The organism is Acinetobacter sp. H1(2024) (genome assembly GCF_046557555.1).
Lineage (GTDB): Bacteria > Pseudomonadota > Gammaproteobacteria > Pseudomonadales > Moraxellaceae > Acinetobacter > Acinetobacter seifertii.
This window is the reverse complement of record NZ_JBKGFO010000001.1, coordinates 1,180,023-1,203,053: the sequence shown is the minus strand read 5'-3', so window position 1 is coordinate 1,203,053 and position 23,031 is coordinate 1,180,023. Positions and strand designations below refer to the sequence as shown.

Sequence of the window (23,031 nt, the reverse complement as noted above, 5' to 3'; positions counted from 1 at the left end):
CTATTGAGTTTTAGAAAGCGCAGATTACTTTGCTTGAGTAATCTGCGTAATCATTGCGTGTGCAATACTGCCTTTAAATGGAATTTCAGGAAGCTGATCAAATTTAAAGAATTGTGCATCGGCAATTTCATCTTCCTGCAAAGAAATCTCGCCTGACTCATATTCAGCTCTAAAAGCAATCATGAGATTACTTGGAAACGGCCAAGGCTGGCTTGACATATATTGAATATTTGTGAGTTTAATACCCACTTCTTCTAAAGCTTCACGTTGTACCGCTTCTTCGAGTGTTTCGCCAACTTCGACAAATCCTGCAATTAAGCCATACATGTTGGTTTTATTGTGAATTGATTTCGCCAATAGCACTTCATCATCACCTTTAGTAATGATAGTAATAATGCATGGATTGACACGAGGATACTGGTAATAGCCACAAGAAGGGCACACCATTGCATATTCACTTGAGTGGACTTCGGTGGCATGACCACAATGGCTACAAAACTTATGGTTACGCCGCCATTCGAGCAATTGTACAGCACGACTTGCCTGTAAAAATTGCTCTTTTGACCAGTTGGAAATAAGCTGACGTATGGGAACGAGTTGCAGACCTTCTGGTATAGCCTCTTCACTCAGTAGGTCACGTGCAATGACCTGTTCGTTATGAGTGAAAAGCAGATCACTTGCTAACTTTTCGACTTTGGGTAATTGAAGGTTGTGGTCAACCAATAATTGTTGATGATGAAAAATATAAGCAAGTGATAATTCAGACATTAAGCTGCCTTTTTTTGAAGTTGTTGACTACTTAGCAATGCTACATCAAACATGGATTGTAGAACAGGCTGTTTATTTTTTAAATTGTCAACTAACATATCTAGTCCAGCTAATACGTTAAAAATACAGTGAATCTGATCATGACTAAAAGCTTGGTTCTGATCGATTTGATTCTGTACAAATTTAGCAGTTTCAAGCAAAGCATTTTGTTGAACCGTACTGCCTAAAAATTCAGCTGCACCAGCCAACTCTTTTAAAGAGCCTGCAATTGCTTCAATATTCTGAGTACGATCGTTGGCATATAAAGTCAAACTTTGGCATACAAAATCGATTAAATTTTTTGTCTCATTTAATAAGGTTTGATGTGCTTCATCCAAACGATCTAAAGAAATATTGGTGTTGTTTACACGAATTTGTAGACGGCTAGAAGAATAATTTCGTACCAAAATACCAATGGCATTCATCGCTGACAAAATACTCTTCATCAGTTGCTGAGCGTAATTTTCATTACTCAATATATTGATTTGACTTAAGCTGCTTGCTTGATGAGAAAGCTCGGCTGCTGCTTCATTTAAATTAAGTAATTTAAATGTATGTGCGAGTTGCATAAGGCTGTTTTGTAATTGCTGTGCCTTTTCTGGTGACATGTTTTGATAGTTGTATTCAATATCATTACGAACTTTATTCATTTCGTTTAAGATCAATTGGCTTACCGTTTCCATGGTGTCGAAGTCTGGACCATACAAATGCTGACTTAAGGCTTTAAGCTGAGCATCGGTGAGAAATTCATAACCAATATTCAGTTGCTTACGAATTTGCTTTGCAAGTTGATCTTCTTGTCCAATCACAATACTAATTATATCTGCTAGGGCATTCGAATTTGCTTCAAAGCTTTCAGGTGCTGCTAAAAATAGACTTATAGAATTTTCAAGATTAATCAATACACGTAAGCGAGCATCATTTAAAACAAGTTCATCAATGTGATTAAAGGCAGAATTAACCAATTGCCAATATTGTTGACTTGGTTGGCCATGCGCCATGCTGACTAAATAACTACCAATCAGTTTAAATGCTTGGAAATCTTGAGTAGTTTCAGTTTTATTTAAAAATTTAAGCAAAGACAACTTATAAAGCTGATGAATAAACTGAGTCTTTTCATTAATAACTACCTCGGATAAAGGTAACTCAAGTGAAGCTACTGTAAGATTTGCAGAAATCTGTTGTCCAGATGATGTTAATGGCTTGTTTAAAGCTTTTTCTAAATTGTTTAGAGTGTCCAAAAGAAACTGTGGTACTTCAACTTCGCGTAAACAGATAAACTCGATATAGCGTTTAACCATGGTCGTGCCTTCACTTAGAGCAACCACCTCATTGGTATTGATGTGCTCTGGCTTAGCCATGATTTTTTGCATCAACTCGGTTGAATATTGAGTAATTTTTGCCAAATAAGGGATATCAATGAGGCGTAATACCTGAGTGCATTGTTTAAATTGTTCTAATGCATCATCAATACCAAAAGGGAGAGCCTGTTCTTCAATTAATGTACTTACAGCGCCTTCCACAAGTTTTATTGAGTTATCAATTTCATTCTTGATAATAAGCAACGCTGTCGGATCAAATTGAATCGAATTATGCTCAGACATAAAAATTCCCCTTTGCAAAAAAAATCAATTGTTATATTCGTCATGGCTCAATATTTTGAGCTAAAAATCTATACGACTAATATAACTTAACTTGCAAAAGGGGAAACCAAAAAAACACTAGAGAATCAAAAATTTATTTTGCAAAAAGGCAAGGTTCTCCATGTTTTTTCTCAAATTCTTTGACCCAAGTCTCATGTGTGCTTAACTCTTCATCAGAAGGGTAAATGACGGGTAAATCAATTTGAACTCTAGTTCTTGTTGTATTTTGCTGATCTTTTTCACTTTGCGATAGTGCATCCATATCAAACGATACTTGACCACCTGTCATTGCCAAGTAAACATCAGACAGAATTTCAGCATCGAGTAATGCACCATGGAAGGTACGGTCACGAGCTGGAATTTCATAACGTCTGACTAGAGCATCGAGTGAGTTTTTCTGTCCCGGATGCTTGTTTTTTGCAAGTGCTAAAGTATCAGTAACTTCACAAACTTCGGAAAGAGCAGGTAACCCAACACGTCTAAACTCCATATCCAAGAAGTTCATATCGAAGGTCGCGTTATGAGCGATAATTTCTGCGCCTTTTAGATACTCAAATAAAGTATCTGCAATGTCTGCATAGAGGGGTTTGTCTTTTAAGAAATCATCACTGATACCGTGAATGTTTTCTGAATCGCCCACTGGTTTTTCAGGGTTAATATAAATGTGAATCGAACTACCCGTAAGCTTACGGTTAATCATTTCGATTGCGCCGACTTCAATAATGCGGTCGCCATCTTGGAAATAGAAACCAGTCGTTTCAGTATCGAGAATGAGCTGACGAGGGCCTTGCAATTTAAGCTTTGCTTCTGTCACCACAATCTGTGGATGAATGTTGCTAATTTGCTGCTTAGTTTCTTGCTCTACAGCTTCAACTTCATTTACTTGCTCGTCTACAGCAATCATCTCAACTTCTTGTGATGGTTCAAGAGCGATATCTTCATCATCGGTTGTTTCAACCAGATCAAATCCAAAAGGGTCGTCTAGCAACCAGTCCTGTTCATGCTTTTTTATATCTTGCGGTGCAGCAACAGGCTGTGGTTGCTTGAGTTCTTGAGCAGTCTTATCTGCACCTAAATTGGCAAGTTGGTCTGCCATTTCATTGCCTGCATGTCCTGCGTGGCCTTTAATCCAATTCCACTCAATATTTCTGCCTGCGCAAACAGCATCAAGTTTTTGCCATAGGTCAGGGTTTTTAACATCTTTCCAATTTTTCTTTTTCCAGCCATGAATCCACTCTGTAATACCTTGTTTTACATAGTTTGAGTCGGTCCAGATAATTAATTGTGCATCGGGTGGGCAAAAAGAAACACCTTCAATCGCGGCAGTAAGTTCCATACGGTTATTTGTTGTATCGGGTTCGCCGCCAAATAATTTATGTTCACCCTGTTCGGTAATGACATATGCACCCCAACCGCCTAAACCGGGATTGCCACGACATGCACCATCAACATACAGTGTGATTGTTTGAGACATAAATCGAAACCTAAACTGAAAGAAAAAGAGCTGAATATGGTGTATTGTATACGCAAAAAGTTCGGTTCCATCGTTACAAAGCAAGCTTTTTTTAATTTCTTGTAACATTTCCATGCAAATGACATTAAATTATTGCCTTGTCTATCTTGCATGCTTTACTACAATGGCATCGAAGACCTAGGGTTTGTGGGCAGACCCCAAGAAATATTACGCGAGTTGTTTGGAAGTTTTTATGTATAAACCAACCACATTTGTGTGGCAGCCATCTGCAGCATCATTATTCAAAATTACAGTCCTTAGCTCTGCTTTAGCTGCGTTGGGTATTACAACAGGCTGTTCTTCGACTCCGCAATCTGCAAAAACCTCGAAAACAAAACAGGTTAGTGGAGCAGGTTATCTTGATGCAAGTAGTCTAGACTCGTTAGAAGATTTACTTTCAGCAACTGATATGCGTGCTGTAGAGGGTGACCGTCTACTTATTTTAAAACACGGTGATGTTTGGAAACGTATGGCTGTCGGCTTTAAAATGGATCTCGATCACTGGGATCCACGTATTGAAGCGCAGCGTAGTTGGTTTATTTCACGTCAGCCCTACCTTGACCGTTTAAGTGCTCGCGCAAGTCGTTATTTATATCATACTGTTAAAGAAGCAGAACGCCGTGGTCTTCCAACTGAACTTGCGTTATTACCAGTAATTGAAAGCTCGTATGACCCTGCTGCAACAAGTAGTGCGGCAGCAGCAGGTTTATGGCAGTTTATTCCAAGTACCGGCCGTATTTATGGTTTACAACAAACGGGCATGTATGATGGTCGTCGTGACGTTGTTGAGTCTACACGTGCTGCATATGAGTTTTTAGGTAGCTTATATAACCAGTTCGGTTCATGGGAATTGGCTTTGGCAGCTTATAACGCTGGTCCGGGTCGTATCCAACAGGCGATTAACCGTAACCAAGCTGCGGGTTTACCAACCGATTATTGGTCATTAAAACTTCCACAAGAAACCATGAACTATGTTCCTCGTTTCTTGGCAGTTGCTCAAATTATCAAAAATCCTCGTGCTTACGGGGTTTCATTACCACCAATTGCGAACAGACCCCACTTCCGTGAAGTGACATTGTCTGCGCCGTTGTCTTTAAATGAAATTGCATCGGTCAGTGGTCTTAGCCGTGCCGAGTTATATGCATTAAACCCGGGTTATCGTGGTGAAACAGTAGACCCTGCAAGCCCAATGCGTATTTTAATTCCTGCTGATATTAGCCCTTCAGTGGATAATAAATTAAAAGGAATGAAATCTGGTGGTGGTTCAGGTTGGTGGGCAAATGTCACATCGCCATCTAAGCCAACTACAACGACTTCAACCTCGGTCACTGTTAAAACATCACCAGCGACTCAAGTTCAGCCTGTAAGACCTACGACTCCTACAAGAACAACGGGCAGTTCTGTCTCGGTAAAAACCTCAACACCACGTGGTTCTGATGCTTTAGCTGCTTTTGCAGCCTCAGCTGATGTGCCAAGTGCACCTCGTATTCCAGTTGCAGTGACACCTGCGACCAATGTTAAGCCAGTAAGAACAGAACCGCCAATTTCAGCTGTTGAGCGTGAGAAAATTTTAGCGGCTGTTCGTGCTGAAGGTGAGAAAGAAACAGTTGAGCAAGCTTTACAACCACAAGCCACTCAAGCTGAAAAAGACCAAGTGGTTGCTGAGTTAAAGGCAATTGCACCGCAAGGTACCGAAATTGTTGATCCTTACGATGGCAAAATTAAGTTAACTGCGATTCAGACAAGTCAATCCGTTGCTGAACAGCAAGGTAAAGAGTTAAGTAAGGGCTTTGCTTATCCAAAAACGTTAACTGAAGATGCAAGTGTTGCAAACTCTGAAGAAGCACAGCGCAATAAAGATAAGCCTTACATTAAAACCGATACTGATGTTGTCGTTGTACAACCTAAAGGCAAGCGTAGTACCTATACTGTACAGCCGGGCGATACATTAGCAATTATTGCGATGAAAAATGGGGTCAACTGGCGTGATGTTGCCAAGTGGAACCAGATTGATCCAGAAAAGACGCTGTTTGTAGGAACTAGCCTGTATTTATACGATGCTAAACCACAAGAAGTTGAGTCTACGGCTAAATCAACAGTTAAACCTGATGTTTATGTTGTTCAGGCAAATGACAGTTTAACAGGTGTGGCAAATCAATTTAATTTGTCTGTGAAACAGCTTGCTGAATATAACGATTTATCTGTAAGTGATGGTCTATTTGTTGGTCAAAAGCTGCATTTGAAAGAGCCTAAAGGCAACCGTAATTCGGCTAAGGCAGAACCTAAAGCTGTTCAGGCAAGTACACGTCGTATTGCAACAAAGAGCTATACAGTTAAACGTGGCGAATACTTAAAGTTAATTGCAGATCGTTATGCATTATCTAATCAGGAATTGGCAGAGCTAACACCAGGGTTGTCAGCTGGTAGTAATTTAATGGCTGGCCAGAAAATTAATGTACCTGCAAAAGAAGTTGCTGCTGTTGATGAATCTGATGACAACAAAGCTTCTGGCAAATATGAAAAACTTGCAGCAGGCCCGTCGTATAAGACTGAAAGCTATAAAGTGCAACGCGGTGATACATTATCAAGCATTGCCACCAAGTCTAAAATTAGTTTAGCTGAACTTGCAGAACTGAATAACTTAAAAGCGAGTAGCCATGTCCAGCTTGGCCAAAACTTGAAAGTACCTGCGGGTGTAAGTGTTCCTGAACACTATGTTGTGCAGTCTGGTGATAGCTTACATGCGATTGCAGCTAAATATAACTTACAAACCAGTTATTTGGCCGATTTAAACGGATTATCACGTACAGCAGGTGTCCGTGCTGGTCAGCGTTTAAAATTGACAGGTGAGGTTGAAACACCGAGCAAAGCTGCTACTAAAAATGCTAAAGATGAAACACCAGATACTTACACCGTTAAGTCTGGTGATAACTTACGAAGCATCGCTAGCCGTTATCATTTACAGTTAGATTATCTAACTGCATTAAATGGCTTGTCTCGTAACAGTAGTGTTCGTGTCGGTCAGCATTTAAAGCTAACAGGTGATGTACCTGTAGAAACAGCGAAAGCTGATACCGCAAAATCATCGGCTAAACCTGTTGCAGCAGGTAAAAATACTGAAAAGTATACGGTTAAAGCGGGTGAGTCGTTAAATGCGATTGCGAGTCGTGCAGGTATTTCAGTTCGTGAACTTGCTGAAATGAATGCATTAAAAGCAAATGCTAGTCTACAGCGCGGTCAAAATATTGTGATTCCAAAAACTGTAGTGGAATACAAAGTCAAACGTGGTGACACTTTAATTGGTCTTGCAAGTAAATATGGTCTAGAAACCAGTTTACTCGCGGAACTCAATAACCTAACACCGTCGACGCAATTGCGTATTGGCGATATCATAAAAGTGCCTAATTTATAGAATAATTAGAACTTTATGCAAAAGTTATATTGTCAACTGAGCCTGCTAGTCGGGCTCAGTGTCTTTTCGCAAGTTGTATTCTCTGCACAGCAAACCACGCCGTATATTGCAATTCATTCTAAGCCTAAATATTTAACAATTGCTGCTATGCCTTATGCCAATTCAAATGCACCTAAGGGTGGAGTGTTGAGTCAGGCCGTGCAAGGGACATTTGATAATTTAAATAGCATGAATGGTAAGGGGAACGCGACAGAAGGGGTAAATTATCTTTTTGATACTTTAATGACTCAGTCACTCGATGAAGTTGGGGTTTTATACCCACTTTTAGCTGAGAAAGTTTCGTATGACCCAGAAAGAACTCAATCCGTTACTTTTTATTTAAATCCTAAAGCTCGTTTTAGTAATGGTCAGCCCTTAACAGCAGCAGACGTAAAATTTAGCTTTGATGTCTATCAAACTAAATCTAATTTTGGTCTACAAATGTATCTTGCTGACTTGGCAAAAACAGAAGTGATCAACCCACATCAAGTTAAATTCACTTTTAAGTCTAGTCATAATCCCAAAATGCCATTTGTTGTGGCGAGCTTACCGATTTACTCAAAAGCAGATTGGCAGAACCGTGATTTTACCCGTATTACCTTGCAACCGATTGTAGGTTCAGGGCCGTATGTTGTTGAAAAAATAGATGCTGGACGTAGTATTAGCTATAAACGAAACCCGAATTATTGGGCAAAAGATTTGCTTATTAATAGAGGGCGCTATAACTTCGACCATTTAAAATATGTTTATTACCGAAATTGGGATATTGCATTCGAAGGTTTTAAATCTGGGCAATATACCTTGCATGAAGAAACTAATCCTAAAAAATGGGTCACTGACTACAAGTTTCCAGCGGTAAAAGCAGGTTTTGTCACTCTATATAAATTTAGACACCATAACCCGATTGCAACCGAAAGTTATGTGTTTAATACACGACGAAAACCTTTAAACGATATTCGCTTTAGACAAGCTTTAACCTATGCCTATGATTTTGAATGGCAGAACAAAGCTTTGTTTTATGGACAATATCAACGACTACAAAGTTATTTTGAAAATAGTGAGTTGGCAGCAACAGGTCGTCCTTCAAAGAGTGAGCTCACGATATTAAAACCACTTTTACCAAAGCTTTCACCAGTTATGCAAAAAGCTGTTTTGGCAGACTGGAAATATCCAGTTTCGGACGCCAGTGGTTTTAACCGTCAAAATTTATTAATCGCAAGACAATTATTCATTCAGGCCGGTTATAAAATTAAAGAAGGGCAGTTATATACGCCTGAAGGCAAGCCTGTACAAATTGAGTTTCTTATTCAGCAAGATGGCAAACAAAGAACACTCATGCCATTTGTAAGAAATTTAAAAAAATTAGGAATTAATATTACTTTACGGCAAGTCGATGCACCGCAATATTTAGAACGTACACGCCGTTATGATTTTGACATGACCACCATGAACTTGCCGCAATCTTTAAATCCGGGCAATGAACAGGCTCAGTTCTGGGGCAGCGCAGCAGCCATTCAAGATGGCAACTATAACTACGCTGGTATTCGTAATCCGGTTATTGATGAAGTCATTTCAAAACTGGTCACTGCTAAAGACCGTGAACAGCAAATTACCTATACTCATGTTCTTGATCGATTACTTCGCGCAGGGTATTACCAAATTCCGACTTATGGAAAAGGTGATTATTGGTATGCATACTGGAATATGTATCAGCAACCTAAAGTGAAACCCGTGCTCTCAGCCGGTATAGAGTATTGGTGGATTAATCCAAACCAAGCCAAAAAAGTTGCCCAATATTTACATCAACAATAAAAGCACGTACCTAAAGGAAATCCTGTTATATGGGTTCATATATTCTGAAGCGACTTTTTTTAATGATTCCAACGTTGTTCATTATTTTATTGATCAACTTTGTGGTCGTGCAAATTGCGCCGGGTGGACCTGTAGAACAAGCAATCCATGAGGTAGAAAGTGGCGTAGGAGCAGGGCGGATATTAGGTACTGAAATGTACTATCAAGGTGCTAAAGGATTAAGCCCCGAAATGGTAGAGCAAATTAAAGCACAATACGGTTTTGACCATCCTCCAGTAGAACGTTTCTTGTTGATGTTAAAAGGTTATTTAACTCTAGACTTTGGACAAAGCTTTTTTAAAGATAAACCAGTAGTTGAGTTGCTTTGGGAAAAAATGCCTGTGTCGATCTCGATTGGGCTATGGAGCACTTTGCTGATTTATCTTATTTCAATTCCGCTGGGTATTAAAAAAGCCAAACAACAAGGTTCTTGGTTTGACCGTTCTACTTCACTGTTACTGGTAGTGGGTTATGCGGTGCCAAGTTTTGTTTTTGCTATCTTACTTATTGTTTTCTTCGCAGGTGGGTCATATTTTCACTGGTTTCCATTGCAAAATCTTGTGTCGGATAATTTTCATCAATTAAGTTTTTTTGAAAAAATTACAGACTACTTATGGCACATGACTTTGCCGCTTATTAACATGGTGTTAGGTGGTTTTGCGAGTCTAACCTATTTAACCAAATATTCATTTTTAGAAGAGCTTAATAAACCTTATGTCTTGGCAGCTTATGCAAAAGGTTTAAATAGCCAGCAAGTTTTATATAAACATGTATTTCGTAATGCCATTTTAGTGGTTCTTGCTGGATTGCCAGAGGTTTTGGCTGGTATTTTCTTTGTGGGAAATCTGTTTATTGAAATTATTTTTCACCTAGATGGTGTCGGTTTATTAGGCTTTGAAGCCATTGTTCAGCGAGACTATCCAGTTATTTTTGGCGTATTGTTTTTCTTCACGCTGTTTAGTCTGCTTTTACGACTTATTTGTGATGTGCTGTATCAATGGATTGATCCGCGTATTCACTTTGATGCACAAGGAGGCAAATAATGTCTTTGATTGTGCGGTCACGACTGCAAAAGTTTAGGAAACATAGACTTGGTTGGATAAGCTTTATCTTGTTTAGCCTTATTTTGATGATTTCTTTAGCTGCTGAACTCATTGCTAACGACAAACCATTGTTGGTGAAATATGAGGACGCTTATTATTTACCTGTTTTTAAGGCATATCCCGAAACTACTTTTGGTGGTGTATTTGAAACAGAAGCAGATTATAAAGACCCTGCTGTACAAGAGCTAATTAATCATAAAGGTTGGGCGGTTTGGCCGCTCATTCAGTTTTCTTATCAGACACCTAATTTAGATTTAGCTGTACCTGTGCCTTCGCCACCTTCCAAGCAGAATTGGTTAGGAACAGATGACCAAGGGCGAGATGTGCTGGCACGTATTCTCTATGGGCTAAGAGTCTCATTACTTTTCGGCTTGGCTTTAACAGCTTGTGCAGCACTACTTGGGATTTTTGTAGGTGCTATACAAGGCTACTATGGTGGCTGGGTCGATTTGTTAGGGCAACGACTGGTAGAAGTCTGGAATGGTTTACCCATGCTGTTTATGGTCATGATTTTGGTCAGCATGTTTACCCCAAATGTATATTGGCTATTTTTTATTATGTTGTTCTTTAGCTGGACTGTGCTTGTGGGAATTGTCCGTGCTGAATTTCTAAAAGCGCGTCAACTTGACTATGTCCATGCAGCTCAGGCTTTGGGTGTAAATGATCGCGGAATTATTTTTAAGCACATTCTGCCAAATGCTATAAGCTCTAGCCTATCGCAATTACCTTTTATTTTGACCACCAATATTATTGCTTTAACCGCACTCGATTTTTTGGGCTATGGCTTACCGCCAGATGCAGCTTCTTTAGGTGAATTATTGCTACAAGGCAAAAATAACTTAGATGCACCTTGGTTGGCTTTATCTGGGTTTTTTAGCTTAGCTTTTGTGTTGTCATTATTAATTTATATTGGGGAGGCTGCACGCGATGCATTTGACCCAAGAAAATAAATTGAACTCAGATACTACCTTGCTAAAAATAGAAAACCTTTCAATTTCTACGCAAGATCAGACTTTATTGGAGGGTCTCAGTCTACACTTACAAGCTGGAGATACGCTTGCAATTGTAGGTGAAAGTGGTTCAGGTAAAACAATAAGCTGTTTGGCGATGATGGGGTTATTACCAGAAAAATTAAAAACATCTGGTCGTATTATTATTGATTCAAAAAATATTTTAGACGCAGACGAAAAGACTAGAACTTATTTACGTGGCCATCATATTGCCATGATTTTTCAGGAGCCTTCTACGGCTTTAAACCCATTGCATCAGGTTGAGAAAATTGTTGGTGAAAATTTTATTTTACAAGGTTGGTCAAAATCGAAAGCTCAGCCGCAAGTGATTCAATTATTAAAAGATGTAGGAATTGCTAATCCTGAGCACATTTTAAAGCGTTATCCGCATGAGCTTTCAGGTGGACAAAAGCAAAGGGTTATGATTGCAGCTGCGCTTGCACTTCAACCTAAGATTTTAATTGCAGATGAACCAACTACCGCGCTTGATGTCATTTTACAGACGCAAATTTTAGAATTATTAAAATCTTTGCAAAACAAATATGGCATGGCGCTGATTTTAATTAGCCATGATTTAAATTTGGTGCGCCGTTATGCCAATGAACTCATTGTATTGCACGAGGGGCAAGTTGTAGAGCAAGGTCAGCTTGAACAGATCTTTGAAAATCCTGTATCAATTTATACTAAGCAATTGTTAGATCATGATCTTGGTTTTGCTCAGCCACTTTCCTCCAGTCATAAAATTTTATCTGTTCAACAACTCAATGTTAAATACCCAATTCGGAGTGGTATCTTTAACCGAATTCAAAGTTATACCACTGCTATTGAAAATATAACTTTTGAGCTTACTCAAGGCGAAGCGTTAGGTGTTGTAGGTGAAAGTGGTTCAGGTAAAACCTCATTGGCTTTAGCGCTGGTTCGATTACTCAAAAGTGATGGGCAAATTATCTTTTTAGGGCAAGACATAAACCGCTTAGAACAAAAAGCTTTGCGTAAGATCAGGTCAGACTTACAAATTGTTTTCCAAGACCCATTTGGTAGTTTAAACCCACGTATGACAGTAGGGCAGATTATTGCTGAAGGCTTAAAAGTGAAAGCTGTAGCTGATAGCGAGATCAAACAGCAAGTTGGATCAGTCTTGGTAAAAGTTGAGTTGGCTGAAGATTTTCAACATCGCTATCCACATGAACTTTCTGGTGGGCAACGTCAACGCGTTGCTTTAGCGAGAGCTTTAGTTGTTCAGCCTAAACTTTTAATTTTAGATGAGCCAACATCTGCCTTAGATGGAACGACTCAAAAAGCGATGATTCAATTATTGCGACGTTTACAACAAACAGAGTACCTAAGCTATATTTTTATTAGTCATGATTTAAATGTGGTCAAAGCACTGTGTCATAAAGTGATGGTATTACGACATGCAAAAGTTGTTGAATATCAGCCGACTGAACAGTTATTTAATGATCCTCAAACTGAATATACCAAGCAATTAATTAGGATGAGTCTTTAATTTATTCAAATAAGATTTTGTTTTATAAGCATAAATATTATTTAAATTTTTAATTCAAAAAGTTGCATTTCTCTATACTTTTTAAATTTGACATGTGCTATTGTCAGTTATCGATTTTCCCTTGACATGACCTATAACTCATCTAAATTAGAGTAATTGCTCTAAAGTATTAAAAGAGGTTAACCATGAGCCAGATTGCACAGCCAATCACGATTCGAAATATCACATTTAAAAACCGAATTATTAAAGGTGCAATGAGTGAGGCACTTGCAAACTATGAGGGACAGCCAAATGACTTACATTTAGGCTTGTATGGTGCATGGGCTAAAGGTGGTTTAGGCTGTGCGATTACTGGTAATGTGATGGTCAATTTCGAAGCCAAAAATGAACCAGGCGTGGTGGTGATTGAAACCGAACGTGACCTAGAGCGTTTAAAAGAATGGGCAGCGGTTGGTAAACAATATGGAATGGTACAGCTCATTCAACTATCTCACCCAGGTCGTCAGTGCCCTAAAGGCTTAAATAAAGAAACAGTCGCACCTTCGGCAGTTCCTTTTAGTCCAGCTTTAGCGACGATGTTTGGCACTCCACGTGCGCTTACACATGAAGAAATTTTGGATATTATTAAACGCTTTGCAACAGCTGCCAGCATTTGTGAGAAAGCTGGTTTTGAAGGGGTACAGTTACATGGTGCACACGGCTATTTAATTAGCCAGTTTTTATCACCATTAACCAATAAACGTACAGATCAGTGGGGTGGTTCAGTTGAAAATCGTACTCGCTTTTTACTAGAAGTTTATAAAGCAGTACGTGAGGCCACTTCAGAGAATTTTATTATTTCAGTTAAGCTTAACTCTGCTGACTTCCAGCGCGGTGGTATTAGCGAAGAAGATGTGATTTCGGTATTTAAAGCAGTTGATGAAGCAGGCATCGACTTAATTGAAATTTCAGGTGGTACTTATGAAGCACCAGCAATGGCTGGTGCTAAAGCTGATAAACGTAAGGCAAGTACCATTGCACGCGAAGCATACTTCTTAGACTTTGCTGAAAAAATCCGTCAGCATGTAAAATGTAAACTTATGGTGACAGGTGGCTTCCGTACAGTAGAAGGCATGAATGCTGCTCTGGCAAGTGGAGCATGCGACTTTATTGGTATTGCTCGTCCACTTGCTGTTGAAACAGATTTGACTGACCGTTTAATCGCAGGCCAAGATGTTCGCTATGCCGTAAAACCAATTAAAACAGGTTTACCTTTTGTTGACAAAATGGCGATTATGGAAATTATTTGGTACGCAGCACAATTTAAAGCTATTGGGCAGGGCAAAAAACCAAATCCAAAACTATCGCCTTTAATTGTGTTTTTAAATTACGCGAAGGGCAATATTAAGGCCGTTGTTCAAGGGCGCGTGAATTCACGTAAATCTGCATAAATAAATTACCAAGCAATAGCCCAGTAAGTCTGAAAAGTAGAAGCAGACCATTGACCTTTAATTAAAGCATTTTTAAAGGCAGGTCTGTTTTCTATTTGGGTCAGATAACGCTGTATATGTTTAAACTGGCTGTAATTTGGTGAGCAAGCCAATAACGGAAACCACATCAAAATATCAGCAGTAGTAAACTGATCTCCAGCAAACCATAAGTGGTGCTTTAAATGTTTATCGATCATGCTCATGTGTTGTTGTAATGATTGATTGAGATAACCTTGATCGAATCCATATTTTAAAAGCTTTGGAATGAAACGTACTGGAAAAGGCGTACGCTCAGCAATTTGTTGAAAGATTTGTTTGAGTACCAGATCGGGAATGAATGTTGCCTCACAATAATTTTTCCAATAATAAAAATTTTTTAGTTGCTGATTTCCTAAGTTATTCTGTCCCAATTGTGGGTGTAAATAAGAGAAATAATCTAGGATTGCTGAGGTTTCGGCCAAAATTGAAGATTGCTCGTGTTCAATAATTTCGAGGGTTGGAAATTTTGATAACTGATGCGGGGAGTTATTATTTTTGTCTTCGTCCGAATGATATTTAGTGATGAGCTCATAGTTGAGTCCTAATTCTTCTAAAAACCAAATAATGCGTTGAGAGCGTGAATTTTGTAAATGAAATAATCGAATTTGCATGTCATGTTCAAATTATACTTTTGATTTAATTTTAGTATAGGGTAGAAAAGAATTTAAGTATAATAAAATATTTATAAATCATAAATTTATAATGTTTTATATGAGAAAATAAAAGCCACTGTATTTTTAGACAGTGGCTTCTTTAATGACTAATCTCCTTAGTGAGATCTTATACGGTAAAAGGCTGATGCTTTGGTTCGTTATATTCTTAGTTTAGAACCTATAGCTCATACCTAATTGAACAGTACGTGATTCACCCGGATATGCATATAGATTGAAAGCGCTTTCATCATAAACTTTGTCAAAAAGATTTTTCAGATCTAAGTTAATACGAAGTTTTGGTGATGCTTGATAATAGGAAACCAAATCTGTAACTGCATAACGTTTCATGGTGTAGGTACTATTGGCCGTTTGACCTGCACGCTTATCAATATATTTTTGATTGATGCCTAAACCCAACCCTTGTAAAGGCCCATCCTGAAATTCATAGATATTTAAAAGATTAAAACTATTTTTTGGAATGTTGGCTAGAGTTGTTCCTTTTTGCAGGCTATTGTCCTTAGTGACTTCTGCATCTGTATAGGCATAGCCACCAATAATTTTCCAAGCAGGTGTAAGTTGACCAGCAATATTTAACTCAATACCTTGGCTACGAACTTTACCAGCAGCAACTTTGTAGGCTGAATCTACAGGATCTAGTGTTAAGACATTTTCTTTATTGGCGTAAAAAATAGCGGAATCAATTGATAACATATTATCAAGTGCTTGCCATTTAAAGCCTAACTCGTAAGCTAAGCCTTCTTCTGGGTCAAAACCTTCTCCATTACGGCTAGCACCAGTGTTTGGCTTAAAAGATTTCGCAGCATTACTGTAGATGGAAAGATCGTCACTTGCTTTATAGACTAAACCTAAACGTGGAATAAACGCGCTATGACTGGTATTCCAATTCGCGGTATTCGGTAATAGGTTTTTGTAATCATGTTCGTAATGTTCAAAACGTAAACCTAATAGCGCGCTTAAACGTTCATTTAAATCGACTTGGTCTTGTACAAAAAGGGCAGTGGTTTTTAAGTTTTCACGGTCATGGGTCGTAATATTTTTAAGCTCAGGGAGAGATTGGCCTAAAACTGGATCATAAATATTGATCGGGTAGTTATTTGACTTAGTATCTGAACGAATAATATATGACTTATAATCATAATTTTCATATTCAAGCCCTGTCACTAAAGTATGAGCTAGACCTAAAACTTGGAAATTACCTGTTAGATTAATTTGGGCATCGGTATCTTGCCATTTTAATTCGCGATAGTTGTAATTTCGGTTTAAAGTTTCGCCGTCATCTTGAATGCCATTTGCCTCTACCGCATAGCCATGTAACTTGCCATTTAAATATTGCACACCAGCATTCAGCTTCCAATTATTACCAAGGTCGTGTTCGACTCGTAATTGAGTCATATTGTTATCATTGTAGAGTCGGTTGTTGTATTTACCTGTTTCCCATAAATAGGTTTCGGGTGAGCTGTTAAATGATTTCTGACCTGCATAGCGTGTTTGGCCACGATCAAGTGGATGCTGATTTCTTAAAATATCGGCTTCAAAGGTAACTTTTGTCGCGTCAGAAGCTTGCCATTGAATGACTGGAGCAATTCCGTAACGTTTTGATTCGACATGATCGCGATAACTATCACCGCCTTCTGCAATCACATTTAGACGATAACCAATGTTTTCTGCATTTGGTACAGCACCTGTCGTCTCTATCGTGGTGCGGTATAAACCTTCACTGTTAAGCTGAGCACCTAAAGTGGTTTGTTTTTCAGACTTTGGTGTTTTAGAAATTAAGTTAAACGTACCACCTGGGTCACCACGACCATATAAGCTAGAAGAGGGTCCACGTAAAACGTCTACACGTTCAATAGTATTGCTATCTGGAGCATTTGGATAGCCACGGTTGATAGGGAATCCATTGCGATAAAACTCACCGCTAGTGAATCCACGAAGATTAAAGCCTGTTAAACCTTGACCGCCAAAGTTATTAGCACGAGTAACACCACCAGCTAAGTCAAGCGCTTCAATCAAACGTGTCGCGCCAATATCTTCAATTACTTTTTGGTTGACCACACTGACCGACTGAGGGGTATCTTTTAAAGCAATTTCACTGCGTGTTGCACTACTCGAGCTATCAACTTTATAAGTTTGATCTGATGCCTGTTGGGCTTTAATTTTGATAGTGGCAAGAGTGGTTGAAGAAGTGTCAGTATCTGCAAAAGCAGATGAGATACAGCATAGTTGAGCAATACTCAGGGAGAGGATGCGAAGCTTAAGATCCATTTAAAACCTTGTTGATAATAAATATCAGTATAAAAATAAGAATTATTATAATGTAACTGTATGTAAAAGGAATATGCAATCAGTGATAAATTTGCACAAGTGTATTTTTTTAATATAAATGACAAAAATTAAAAATATAGATTTAAAAAATTATAAATTAAAGTCTAAAATTGAGTATTAAATACAAAGAACAATAGCTTTTAAAATCATATAAATAATTGATAGCTGGCCGTTTTTAATTGTATTTTTAAAATCAAAATAGTTTTTATACTTATTTAGGGGAAATTCGATGTTTGTGATAGTTGGCATATTTTTAATAGCCATAATGGTATTAGCGATTTTAAGTGTTTTAAAGAAAGGGGAAAGCAAAAATAGAAATGCAAAACGTAACCCAATCAAGGGAAAGCGTATCATTACTATGAATGAACAACCTACTTTTATGAAACTAAAGGAAGCTTTGCCTGAATATACTATTTTGGCGCAAGTCGCTTTCAGTGCTTTTATGACAGCGCAAGGATACGCGACGCGTAATTTATTTAATCGAAAAGTTGCTGATTTTGTTGTGTTGGATAAAGCATTTAATATCGTTGCTATTGTTGAGTTAGATGATTCTAGCCACAAAGGGAAAGAAAAGTTCGATGCAGAGCGAGATACTTTAATTCAAGAAGCAGGTTTTAAAGTCATACGTTATAAACGAACACCAGAACTGGCACAAATACATCGTGATTTTAATATTACATCAAGTTCATTAGCTCAAGTTTTAATAGAACCAGATTTAACAAAAACAAAGTTAGTTGCTGATGCAATAATTATTGAGAGAGATGATCCAACTATGCAACCTGCACAACATATTAATGAAGTAAAGTTGAAGTCTTGATTTTGAAAATAAGAAATTTATCTCATGGATGAAATTTGAAGTGAGATAAAACAATTTAAAACGATGATTCTTTATAGAAAGAATATGGCGTCCCTACGGGGATTCGAACCCCGGTTACCGCCGTGAAAGGGCGATGTCCTAGGCCTCTAGACGATAGGGACGTTGAGGATGGCGGTATCTTAAGAAGCCGCCACTAAACTGTCAAGTAGGTAAGGAGACAGTTTGTTCAAAATATAGCAAAACAGTTCAGCAGTCTTCTGAGTATCGTATAAAGCAGAGTGAGCTTCTTTACCATCGAACTCAATTCCAGCTTGAATACATGCTTTAGCAAGCACGGTTTGTCCAAACATAACTGCACTTAAAGTAACCGTATCCATGACTGAAAAACTATGAAATGGGTTTTGGTTTTTCGTGCTTGTACGTGCAATTGCTGCTTGTAAAAAACCAAGGTCAAAATGCGCGTTGTGACCTACAAGTACCGCATGAGTACAATGTTGTTGTTTACGAACTTCATTGACCGATTTAAAAATACGACGTAGCGCAGTTCTCTCGTCTTCAGCCATTGCTATACGCATTGGATTGAATGGATCAATACCAATAAAGTCGAGCGAACGGCGATCGAGGTTTGCACCTTCAAACGGGTTAATATGTGCATGAAATGCAGGACCAGGGACAAATTGTCCCTGAGCATCATACACAATTGGAATGCACGCGATTTCTAGCAATGCATCTGTCTGGGCATTAAAACCTGCCGTTTCAACATCGACAACAACAGGTAAGAAGCCACGAAAACGTTGGCCAATGACCGGGACAGAATTTTCTTGTGTCACACTTTTCTCCATTGCAGCGTTTTCCCGGCATGCAGCGGGATAATTTTCTGATCATCTAAATAATCAAAAGATTCGGGAATGAGGTTGTCTTCTTTAACCAAAGTAATGGTAGAAGTATTACGTGGTAGACCGTAGAAGTCTGCACCAAAGTGGCTTGCAAAACCTTCTAAACGCTCTAATTTACCAACTTGATCAAAAGCTTGTGCATAAAGCTCAATTGCATTAGGTGCACTATAGCAGCCTGCACAGCCACAAGCATTCTCTTTTGCATTTTGTGCATGAGGGGCACTGTCTGTACCTAAGAAAAACTTAGGATTACCGCTAGTCGCCACTTCAAGTAAAGTCGTTTGATGTGTTTGACGTTTTAAAATTGGTAAGCAGTAAAAGTGCGGTTTAACACCACCAACCAACATATCATTACGGTTAAATAATAAATGCTGAGGAGTGATTGTTGCTGCAACATTACGGTCTTGTTCTAAAACAAAATGTGCTGCATCACTTGTCGTAATGTGTTCAAGCACAACTTTAAGTTTTGGGAACTGTTTCAATAATGGTGATAATACCTCATCTAGGAAGCGTTTTTCACGATCAAAAATATCTACATGATTGTGAGTCACTTCACCATGAAGCAATAACGGCACTTGATGCTCTTCTAATTGCTCAATGACTGCATAAACTTTGCGAATATCACTCACACCATTGTCTGAGTTTGTAGTCGCACCAGCAGGGTAAAGTTTAATTGCATTTACATGTTCTGATTCTTTAATTTTACGAACTTCATCTGGTGAAGTGTGATCAGTAAAATAAAGCACCATGCGAGGGTCAAAATTATTGCCTTCTGGAACATGCGCAAGAATACGTTCACGGTAAGCTAAAGCTTCATCTACTGTTTTTACAGGCGGTACAAGGTTAGGCATACAGATCGCGCGTGCGAATTGTTTAGCCAAATCTGGAACAGTACGTTTTAATGCTAAACCATCACGTAAATGTGCATGCCAATCATCTGGCTGGAGCAGGGTAATAGAGTTCAAGGCAGTTCAAACTTCGAAATAAAACAAATGATAATCGATAAAGTGTGAAAATGGTAACGAGAATTACGGACAAATGGCAAAATAAAGCGCAGGGAGCTTTAAAAAATAATGTTATATTTTGTTAACGCGGAATATGTGGGAATCGACTAGTGGCAAATAGGGGAAATGTACATCAATTACTCAAATCTAAAGAAGAAATCGAGTATTTGGTTACTCTACATACCCATCGTTATGCCAATATGCCTTTGCCAAAACAACTTGAAAAAAAATTCTGGCTTTTAAACCTCGATCGAACTCGGCAAAACATCTCAAAATTTTTAGCAAGTGGTGTACTCACTTATATCATTTTTATTTTACTGGTGTTGCCGACAGACTACTTTGTAATCGGGGTGCCTTATATAACTTTAGATTTCGTCTACTGTTTGTTAAGTGCAATGAATATTGCATTTGCACTTTTAGTATTTTGGGTATTTGCTAGGTTTAAAAAACTCTCTAAGCATTTTTATTTTGCTGCCTGTAGCATTGTTTTTTTATCAATTATTACAAGTGCCATGCTGTTGCTTAGTGTTGGAAATATGGCTCTTAAAAATCAGTCGATGCTGCTTCTTTCATTTTTATATATGCTTGGGTTTATTTTGAGCGGCATAAAACCTTTGCATATGCTTTATGTTGGCTTATCTGCGGCAATATTGGTTTTTGTGTTACTCATTTTATTAAATGTGAACTGTGATTATATTGCACTTGGGCGTGCTTTGTTTGGTAGTTGTATTTTGGGTTTTTCTATAAGTACAATGCTTATCTCAAGAGAGCGCAGTCTTTTTTTAAGTAATCAGCTTGCTGAAATTAATGAACAAATTTTACGTATTGAAGCATCTGAATTGCTTCAATTGAGCCAGCAAGATGCGCTGACTCAAATTTCAAACCGTCGTACTTTTGACGAAATGTTTGATTTTTACTATTACCGTGCGAATCAAGAAAAACGTCCTTTAGCTGTCTTATTTATTGATATTGATTTTTTTAAAAACTATAACGATTTTTATGGGCATCAGATGGGGGATAAGGTTATTTCATCTATTGCTTCTGCAATCAAAAATTCAATTCGCCATGTCGACTTTGTCGCACGCTATGGAGGTGAAGAGTTTGTCGTACTTTTACCTGAAACACCAGCACAGGGTGCTTATTCAGTGGCAGCAAATATTTATAAAGCGATAGAACGCCAAGCTATTCCACATGCTGCTTCCTTAGTTTCGAAATATGTCACCATCAGTCTAGGTTTTACTGTATATACAGGTGGGCTAAAAATGGGGCAAGATGAATTAATTCATGCCGCAGATCAGGCTTTATATCGAGCAAAGCAGCTTGGTCGTAACCAAATTTATTATCAACCTTTACAAATCGTAGAAACTGCCTGATTTAATTTTAAATATAGAAAAGCCACCTATAGAGGTGGCTTTTTTGACGTCATAAGAAAATTATTTTTTCTTACTGTCTAATTGAGGAATAGCAGAACCTTGACCGATTGAAAGTAAACCAGCATCTGTATAGATACCAAGTTTTGCACGTGTATCGGTAATATCGAGGTTACGCATAGTCAACTGACCAATACGGTCCATTGGCGTAAACATTGAATCGCCTTTTTCCATTGTTAAACGTTCAGCTTCGTACGTTAAGTTTGGAGATTCAGTGTTCATGATGGTGTAGTCATTACCACGACGAAGTTCAAGAGTCACTTCACCAGTAATCGCTTTAGCAACCCAACGCTGTGCAGTTTCACGCAACATAAGTGCTTGAGAGTCGAACCAACGACCTTGGTAAAGTAAACGACCTAAACGTAAACCGTTAATGCGGTATTGTTCGATTGTATCTTCGTTATGAATACCAGTAACCAAACGCTCGTAAGCAATATGAAGAAGGGCCATACCCGGTGCTTCATAAATACCACGAGATTTTGCTTCGATAATACGGTTTTCGATTTGGTCAGACATACCTAAACCATGACGACCACCAATACGGTTTGCTTCAAGAATAAGCTCAACTGGATTGTTAAAAGTTTGACCGTTTAATGCAACAGGTACACCTTCTTCAAAACGTACAGTTACTTCTTCTGATTTGATTTCAACTTCTTCTTTCCAGAAAGCAACGCCCATAATTGGGTCAACGATTTTGATACCAGCATTTAGGTATTCAAGATCTTTTGCTTCGTGAGTCGCGCCCAACATGTTTGAGTCAGTTGAGTACGCTTTTTCTTTTGACATTTTGTAGTCAAAACCGTTGTCGATGAGGAACTGTGACATTTCTGCACGGCCACCAAGCTCATCAATAAAGTTTTGATCTAACCAAGGCTTATAAATTTTAAGATTTGGGTTAGTCAACAAACCATAACGATAGAAACGTTCAATATCGTTACCTTTATAAGTTGAACCGTCACCCCAGATGTTTACGTCATCTTCTTTCATTGCAGTAACCAACATGGTACCTGTTACTGCACGACCGAGTGGAGTCGTATTGAAATAAGGAACGCCACCTGTACTGATATGGAATGCACCACACTGAATTGCAGCAATACCTTCAAGCGCCAATTGTAAGCGGCAGTCAATTAAGCGAGCTTTTACAGCGCCGTATTGTTCTGCTTTCTTTGGAATTGCATCGTAGTCATCTTCATCTGGCTGGCCTAAGTTTGCAGTATATGCATAAGGCTCAGCGCCTTTTTGTTTCATCCACAATAAAGCAGCTGAAGTGTCTAGACCACCGGAGAAGGCAATCCCAACTTTTTTGCCTACTGGTACATGCTGCAAGATAGTTGCATTATCAGTCATTGCTAATCCTAACATTTATGAAAAAGACCCCGTTGAGGTGGTCTCGAGAATTCTGAATGGCGGCTATTGTAGCACTATTTATGGTGCTTTTTTGGCAAAAAAAGCATTAATTCACTTGTTATGATTGGTATTTATTATTTAATAA

General features: G+C 38.5%; 16 protein-coding genes and 1 tRNA gene. 8 read left to right on the top strand and 9 right to left on the bottom strand.

The annotated features are described in order from the left end of the window. Window positions 1-24: 24 nt before the first annotated feature. The 3 genes from nudC to dnaQ form a co-directional block, all read right to left on the bottom strand. Window positions 25-768, bottom strand: coding sequence for an NAD(+) diphosphatase (gene nudC / locus ACLCEG_RS05530; protein WP_410566491.1), 744 nt, complete (start codon window positions 766-768; stop codon window positions 25-27). Continuing rightward, complete coding sequence (locus ACLCEG_RS05525) at window positions 768-2,411, bottom strand: chemotaxis protein (protein ID WP_410566488.1); 1,644 nt, start codon at window positions 2,409-2,411, stop codon at window positions 768-770. The genes nudC and ACLCEG_RS05525 overlap by 1 nt, the downstream gene beginning before the upstream one ends. A 133-nt stretch (window positions 2,412-2,544) precedes the next feature. Beyond that, a complete protein-coding gene (gene dnaQ / locus ACLCEG_RS05520) occupies window positions 2,545-3,924 on the bottom strand; it encodes a DNA polymerase III subunit epsilon (protein ID WP_410566485.1) in 1,380 nt (459 codons plus the stop codon). Between the two features lie 232 nt (window positions 3,925-4,156). Between dnaQ and ACLCEG_RS05515 the strand changes: the two genes are divergently transcribed. The 6 genes from ACLCEG_RS05515 (at window position 4,157) to ACLCEG_RS05490 (ending at window position 14,315) form a co-directional block, all read left to right on the top strand. Then, complete coding sequence (locus ACLCEG_RS05515; protein WP_410566482.1) at window positions 4,157-7,375, top strand: LysM peptidoglycan-binding domain-containing protein; 3,219 nt, start codon at window positions 4,157-4,159, stop codon at window positions 7,373-7,375. Window positions 7,376-7,390: 15 nt separating this feature from the next. Then, a complete protein-coding gene (locus ACLCEG_RS05510) occupies window positions 7,391-9,226 on the top strand; it encodes an extracellular solute-binding protein (RefSeq protein ID WP_410566479.1) in 1,836 nt (611 codons plus the stop codon). A 29-nt stretch (window positions 9,227-9,255) separates the two neighbouring features. Then, on the top strand, window positions 9,256-10,308 hold the full coding sequence (yejB, locus tag ACLCEG_RS05505) for a microcin C ABC transporter permease YejB (protein ID WP_410566476.1): 1,053 nt from the start codon (window positions 9,256-9,258) through the stop codon (window positions 10,306-10,308). After that, complete coding sequence (locus tag ACLCEG_RS05500) at window positions 10,308-11,318, top strand: ABC transporter permease (RefSeq protein WP_240285911.1); 1,011 nt, start codon at window positions 10,308-10,310, stop codon at window positions 11,316-11,318. The genes yejB and ACLCEG_RS05500 overlap by 1 nt, the downstream gene beginning before the upstream one ends. Further along, window positions 11,296-12,885, top strand: a complete 1,590-nt coding sequence (locus ACLCEG_RS05495) for an ABC transporter ATP-binding protein (RefSeq protein ID WP_240285912.1) — start codon at window positions 11,296-11,298, stop codon at window positions 12,883-12,885. Before ACLCEG_RS05500 ends, ACLCEG_RS05495 begins: the two co-directional genes overlap by 23 nt. Before the next feature lie 185 nt (window positions 12,886-13,070). After that, complete coding sequence (locus ACLCEG_RS05490; RefSeq protein WP_410566471.1) at window positions 13,071-14,315, top strand: NADH:flavin oxidoreductase/NADH oxidase family protein; 1,245 nt, start codon at window positions 13,071-13,073, stop codon at window positions 14,313-14,315. Window positions 14,316-14,320: 5 nt separating this feature from the next. Here the strand turns inward: ACLCEG_RS05490 and ACLCEG_RS05485 are convergent, their stop codons facing one another. After that, window positions 14,321-15,004 carry a glutathione binding-like protein gene (locus tag ACLCEG_RS05485; protein WP_191105552.1) on the bottom strand — a complete coding sequence of 228 codons (684 nt, stop codon included), beginning with the start codon at window positions 15,002-15,004 and terminating at the stop codon, window positions 14,321-14,323. Between the two features lie 213 nt (window positions 15,005-15,217). Continuing rightward, complete coding sequence (locus tag ACLCEG_RS05480) at window positions 15,218-17,332, bottom strand: TonB-dependent siderophore receptor (RefSeq protein ID WP_410566467.1); 2,115 nt, start codon at window positions 17,330-17,332, stop codon at window positions 15,218-15,220. A 289-nt stretch (window positions 17,333-17,621) separates the two neighbouring features. Here ACLCEG_RS05480 and ACLCEG_RS05475 point away from each other — a divergent pair, with 289 nt between their 5' ends. Beyond that, window positions 17,622-18,209, top strand: coding sequence for a DUF2726 domain-containing protein (locus ACLCEG_RS05475; protein ID WP_410566464.1), 588 nt, complete (start codon window positions 17,622-17,624; stop codon window positions 18,207-18,209). A gap of 85 nt (window positions 18,210-18,294) precedes the next feature. Here the strand turns inward: ACLCEG_RS05475 and ACLCEG_RS05470 are convergent. The 3 genes from ACLCEG_RS05470 to pyrC form a co-directional block, all read right to left on the bottom strand. Then, a tRNA-Glu gene (locus ACLCEG_RS05470) sits at window positions 18,295-18,370 on the bottom strand. A gap of 18 nt (window positions 18,371-18,388) precedes the next feature. Beyond that, window positions 18,389-19,051: a ribonuclease T gene (gene rnt, locus ACLCEG_RS05465; protein ID WP_004702976.1), complete on the bottom strand. Its 663-nt coding sequence runs from the start codon at window positions 19,049-19,051 to the stop codon at window positions 18,389-18,391. Further along, window positions 19,036-20,070, bottom strand: a complete 1,035-nt coding sequence (gene pyrC, locus ACLCEG_RS05460) for a dihydroorotase (RefSeq protein ID WP_024438022.1) — start codon at window positions 20,068-20,070, stop codon at window positions 19,036-19,038. The genes rnt and pyrC overlap by 16 nt, the downstream gene beginning before the upstream one ends. A 149-nt stretch (window positions 20,071-20,219) precedes the next feature. Between pyrC and ACLCEG_RS05455 the strand changes: the two genes are divergently transcribed. Further along, a complete protein-coding gene (locus ACLCEG_RS05455; protein ID WP_019458244.1) occupies window positions 20,220-21,482 on the top strand; it encodes a diguanylate cyclase in 1,263 nt (420 codons plus the stop codon). Between the two features lie 60 nt (window positions 21,483-21,542). On the opposite strand, the gene argG is transcribed toward ACLCEG_RS05455, so the two are convergent. Continuing rightward, the gene (argG, locus tag ACLCEG_RS05450) at window positions 21,543-22,901 is read right to left on the bottom strand and encodes an argininosuccinate synthase (RefSeq protein WP_410566460.1); all 1,359 of its coding nucleotides are present in this window, start codon (window positions 22,899-22,901) and stop codon (window positions 21,543-21,545) included. Window positions 22,902-23,031 lie beyond the last annotated feature (130 nt).

Excerpts from the sequence above, each read along its gene's own strand:
- nudC (WP_410566491.1), bottom strand. The coding sequence starts at position 768 with ATGTCTGAATTATCACTTGCTTATATTTTTCATCATCAACAATTATTG.
- yejB (WP_410566476.1), top strand. The coding sequence starts at position 9,256 with ATGGGTTCATATATTCTGAAGCGACTTTTTTTAATGATTCCAACGTTG.
- ACLCEG_RS05490 (WP_410566471.1), top strand. The coding sequence starts at position 13,071 with ATGAGCCAGATTGCACAGCCAATCACGATTCGAAATATCACATTTAAA.
- dnaQ (WP_410566485.1), bottom strand. The coding sequence starts at position 3,924 with ATGTCTCAAACAATCACACTGTATGTTGATGGTGCATGTCGTGGCAAT.
- rnt (WP_004702976.1), bottom strand. The coding sequence starts at position 19,051 with ATGGAGAAAAGTGTGACACAAGAAAATTCTGTCCCGGTCATTGGCCAA.
- ACLCEG_RS05525 (WP_410566488.1), bottom strand. The coding sequence starts at position 2,411 with ATGTCTGAGCATAATTCGATTCAATTTGATCCGACAGCGTTGCTTATT.
- ACLCEG_RS05500 (WP_240285911.1), top strand. The coding sequence starts at position 10,308 with ATGTCTTTGATTGTGCGGTCACGACTGCAAAAGTTTAGGAAACATAGA.
- ACLCEG_RS05485 (WP_191105552.1), bottom strand. The coding sequence starts at position 15,004 with ATGCAAATTCGATTATTTCATTTACAAAATTCACGCTCTCAACGCATT.
- ACLCEG_RS05480 (WP_410566467.1), bottom strand. The coding sequence starts at position 17,332 with ATGGATCTTAAGCTTCGCATCCTCTCCCTGAGTATTGCTCAACTATGC.
- argG (WP_410566460.1), bottom strand. The coding sequence starts at position 22,901 with ATGTTAGGATTAGCAATGACTGATAATGCAACTATCTTGCAGCATGTA.
- ACLCEG_RS05495 (WP_240285912.1), top strand. The coding sequence starts at position 11,296 with ATGCATTTGACCCAAGAAAATAAATTGAACTCAGATACTACCTTGCTA.
- ACLCEG_RS05510 (WP_410566479.1), top strand. The coding sequence starts at position 7,391 with ATGCAAAAGTTATATTGTCAACTGAGCCTGCTAGTCGGGCTCAGTGTC.
- ACLCEG_RS05515 (WP_410566482.1), top strand. The coding sequence starts at position 4,157 with ATGTATAAACCAACCACATTTGTGTGGCAGCCATCTGCAGCATCATTA.
- ACLCEG_RS05475 (WP_410566464.1), top strand. The coding sequence starts at position 17,622 with ATGTTTGTGATAGTTGGCATATTTTTAATAGCCATAATGGTATTAGCG.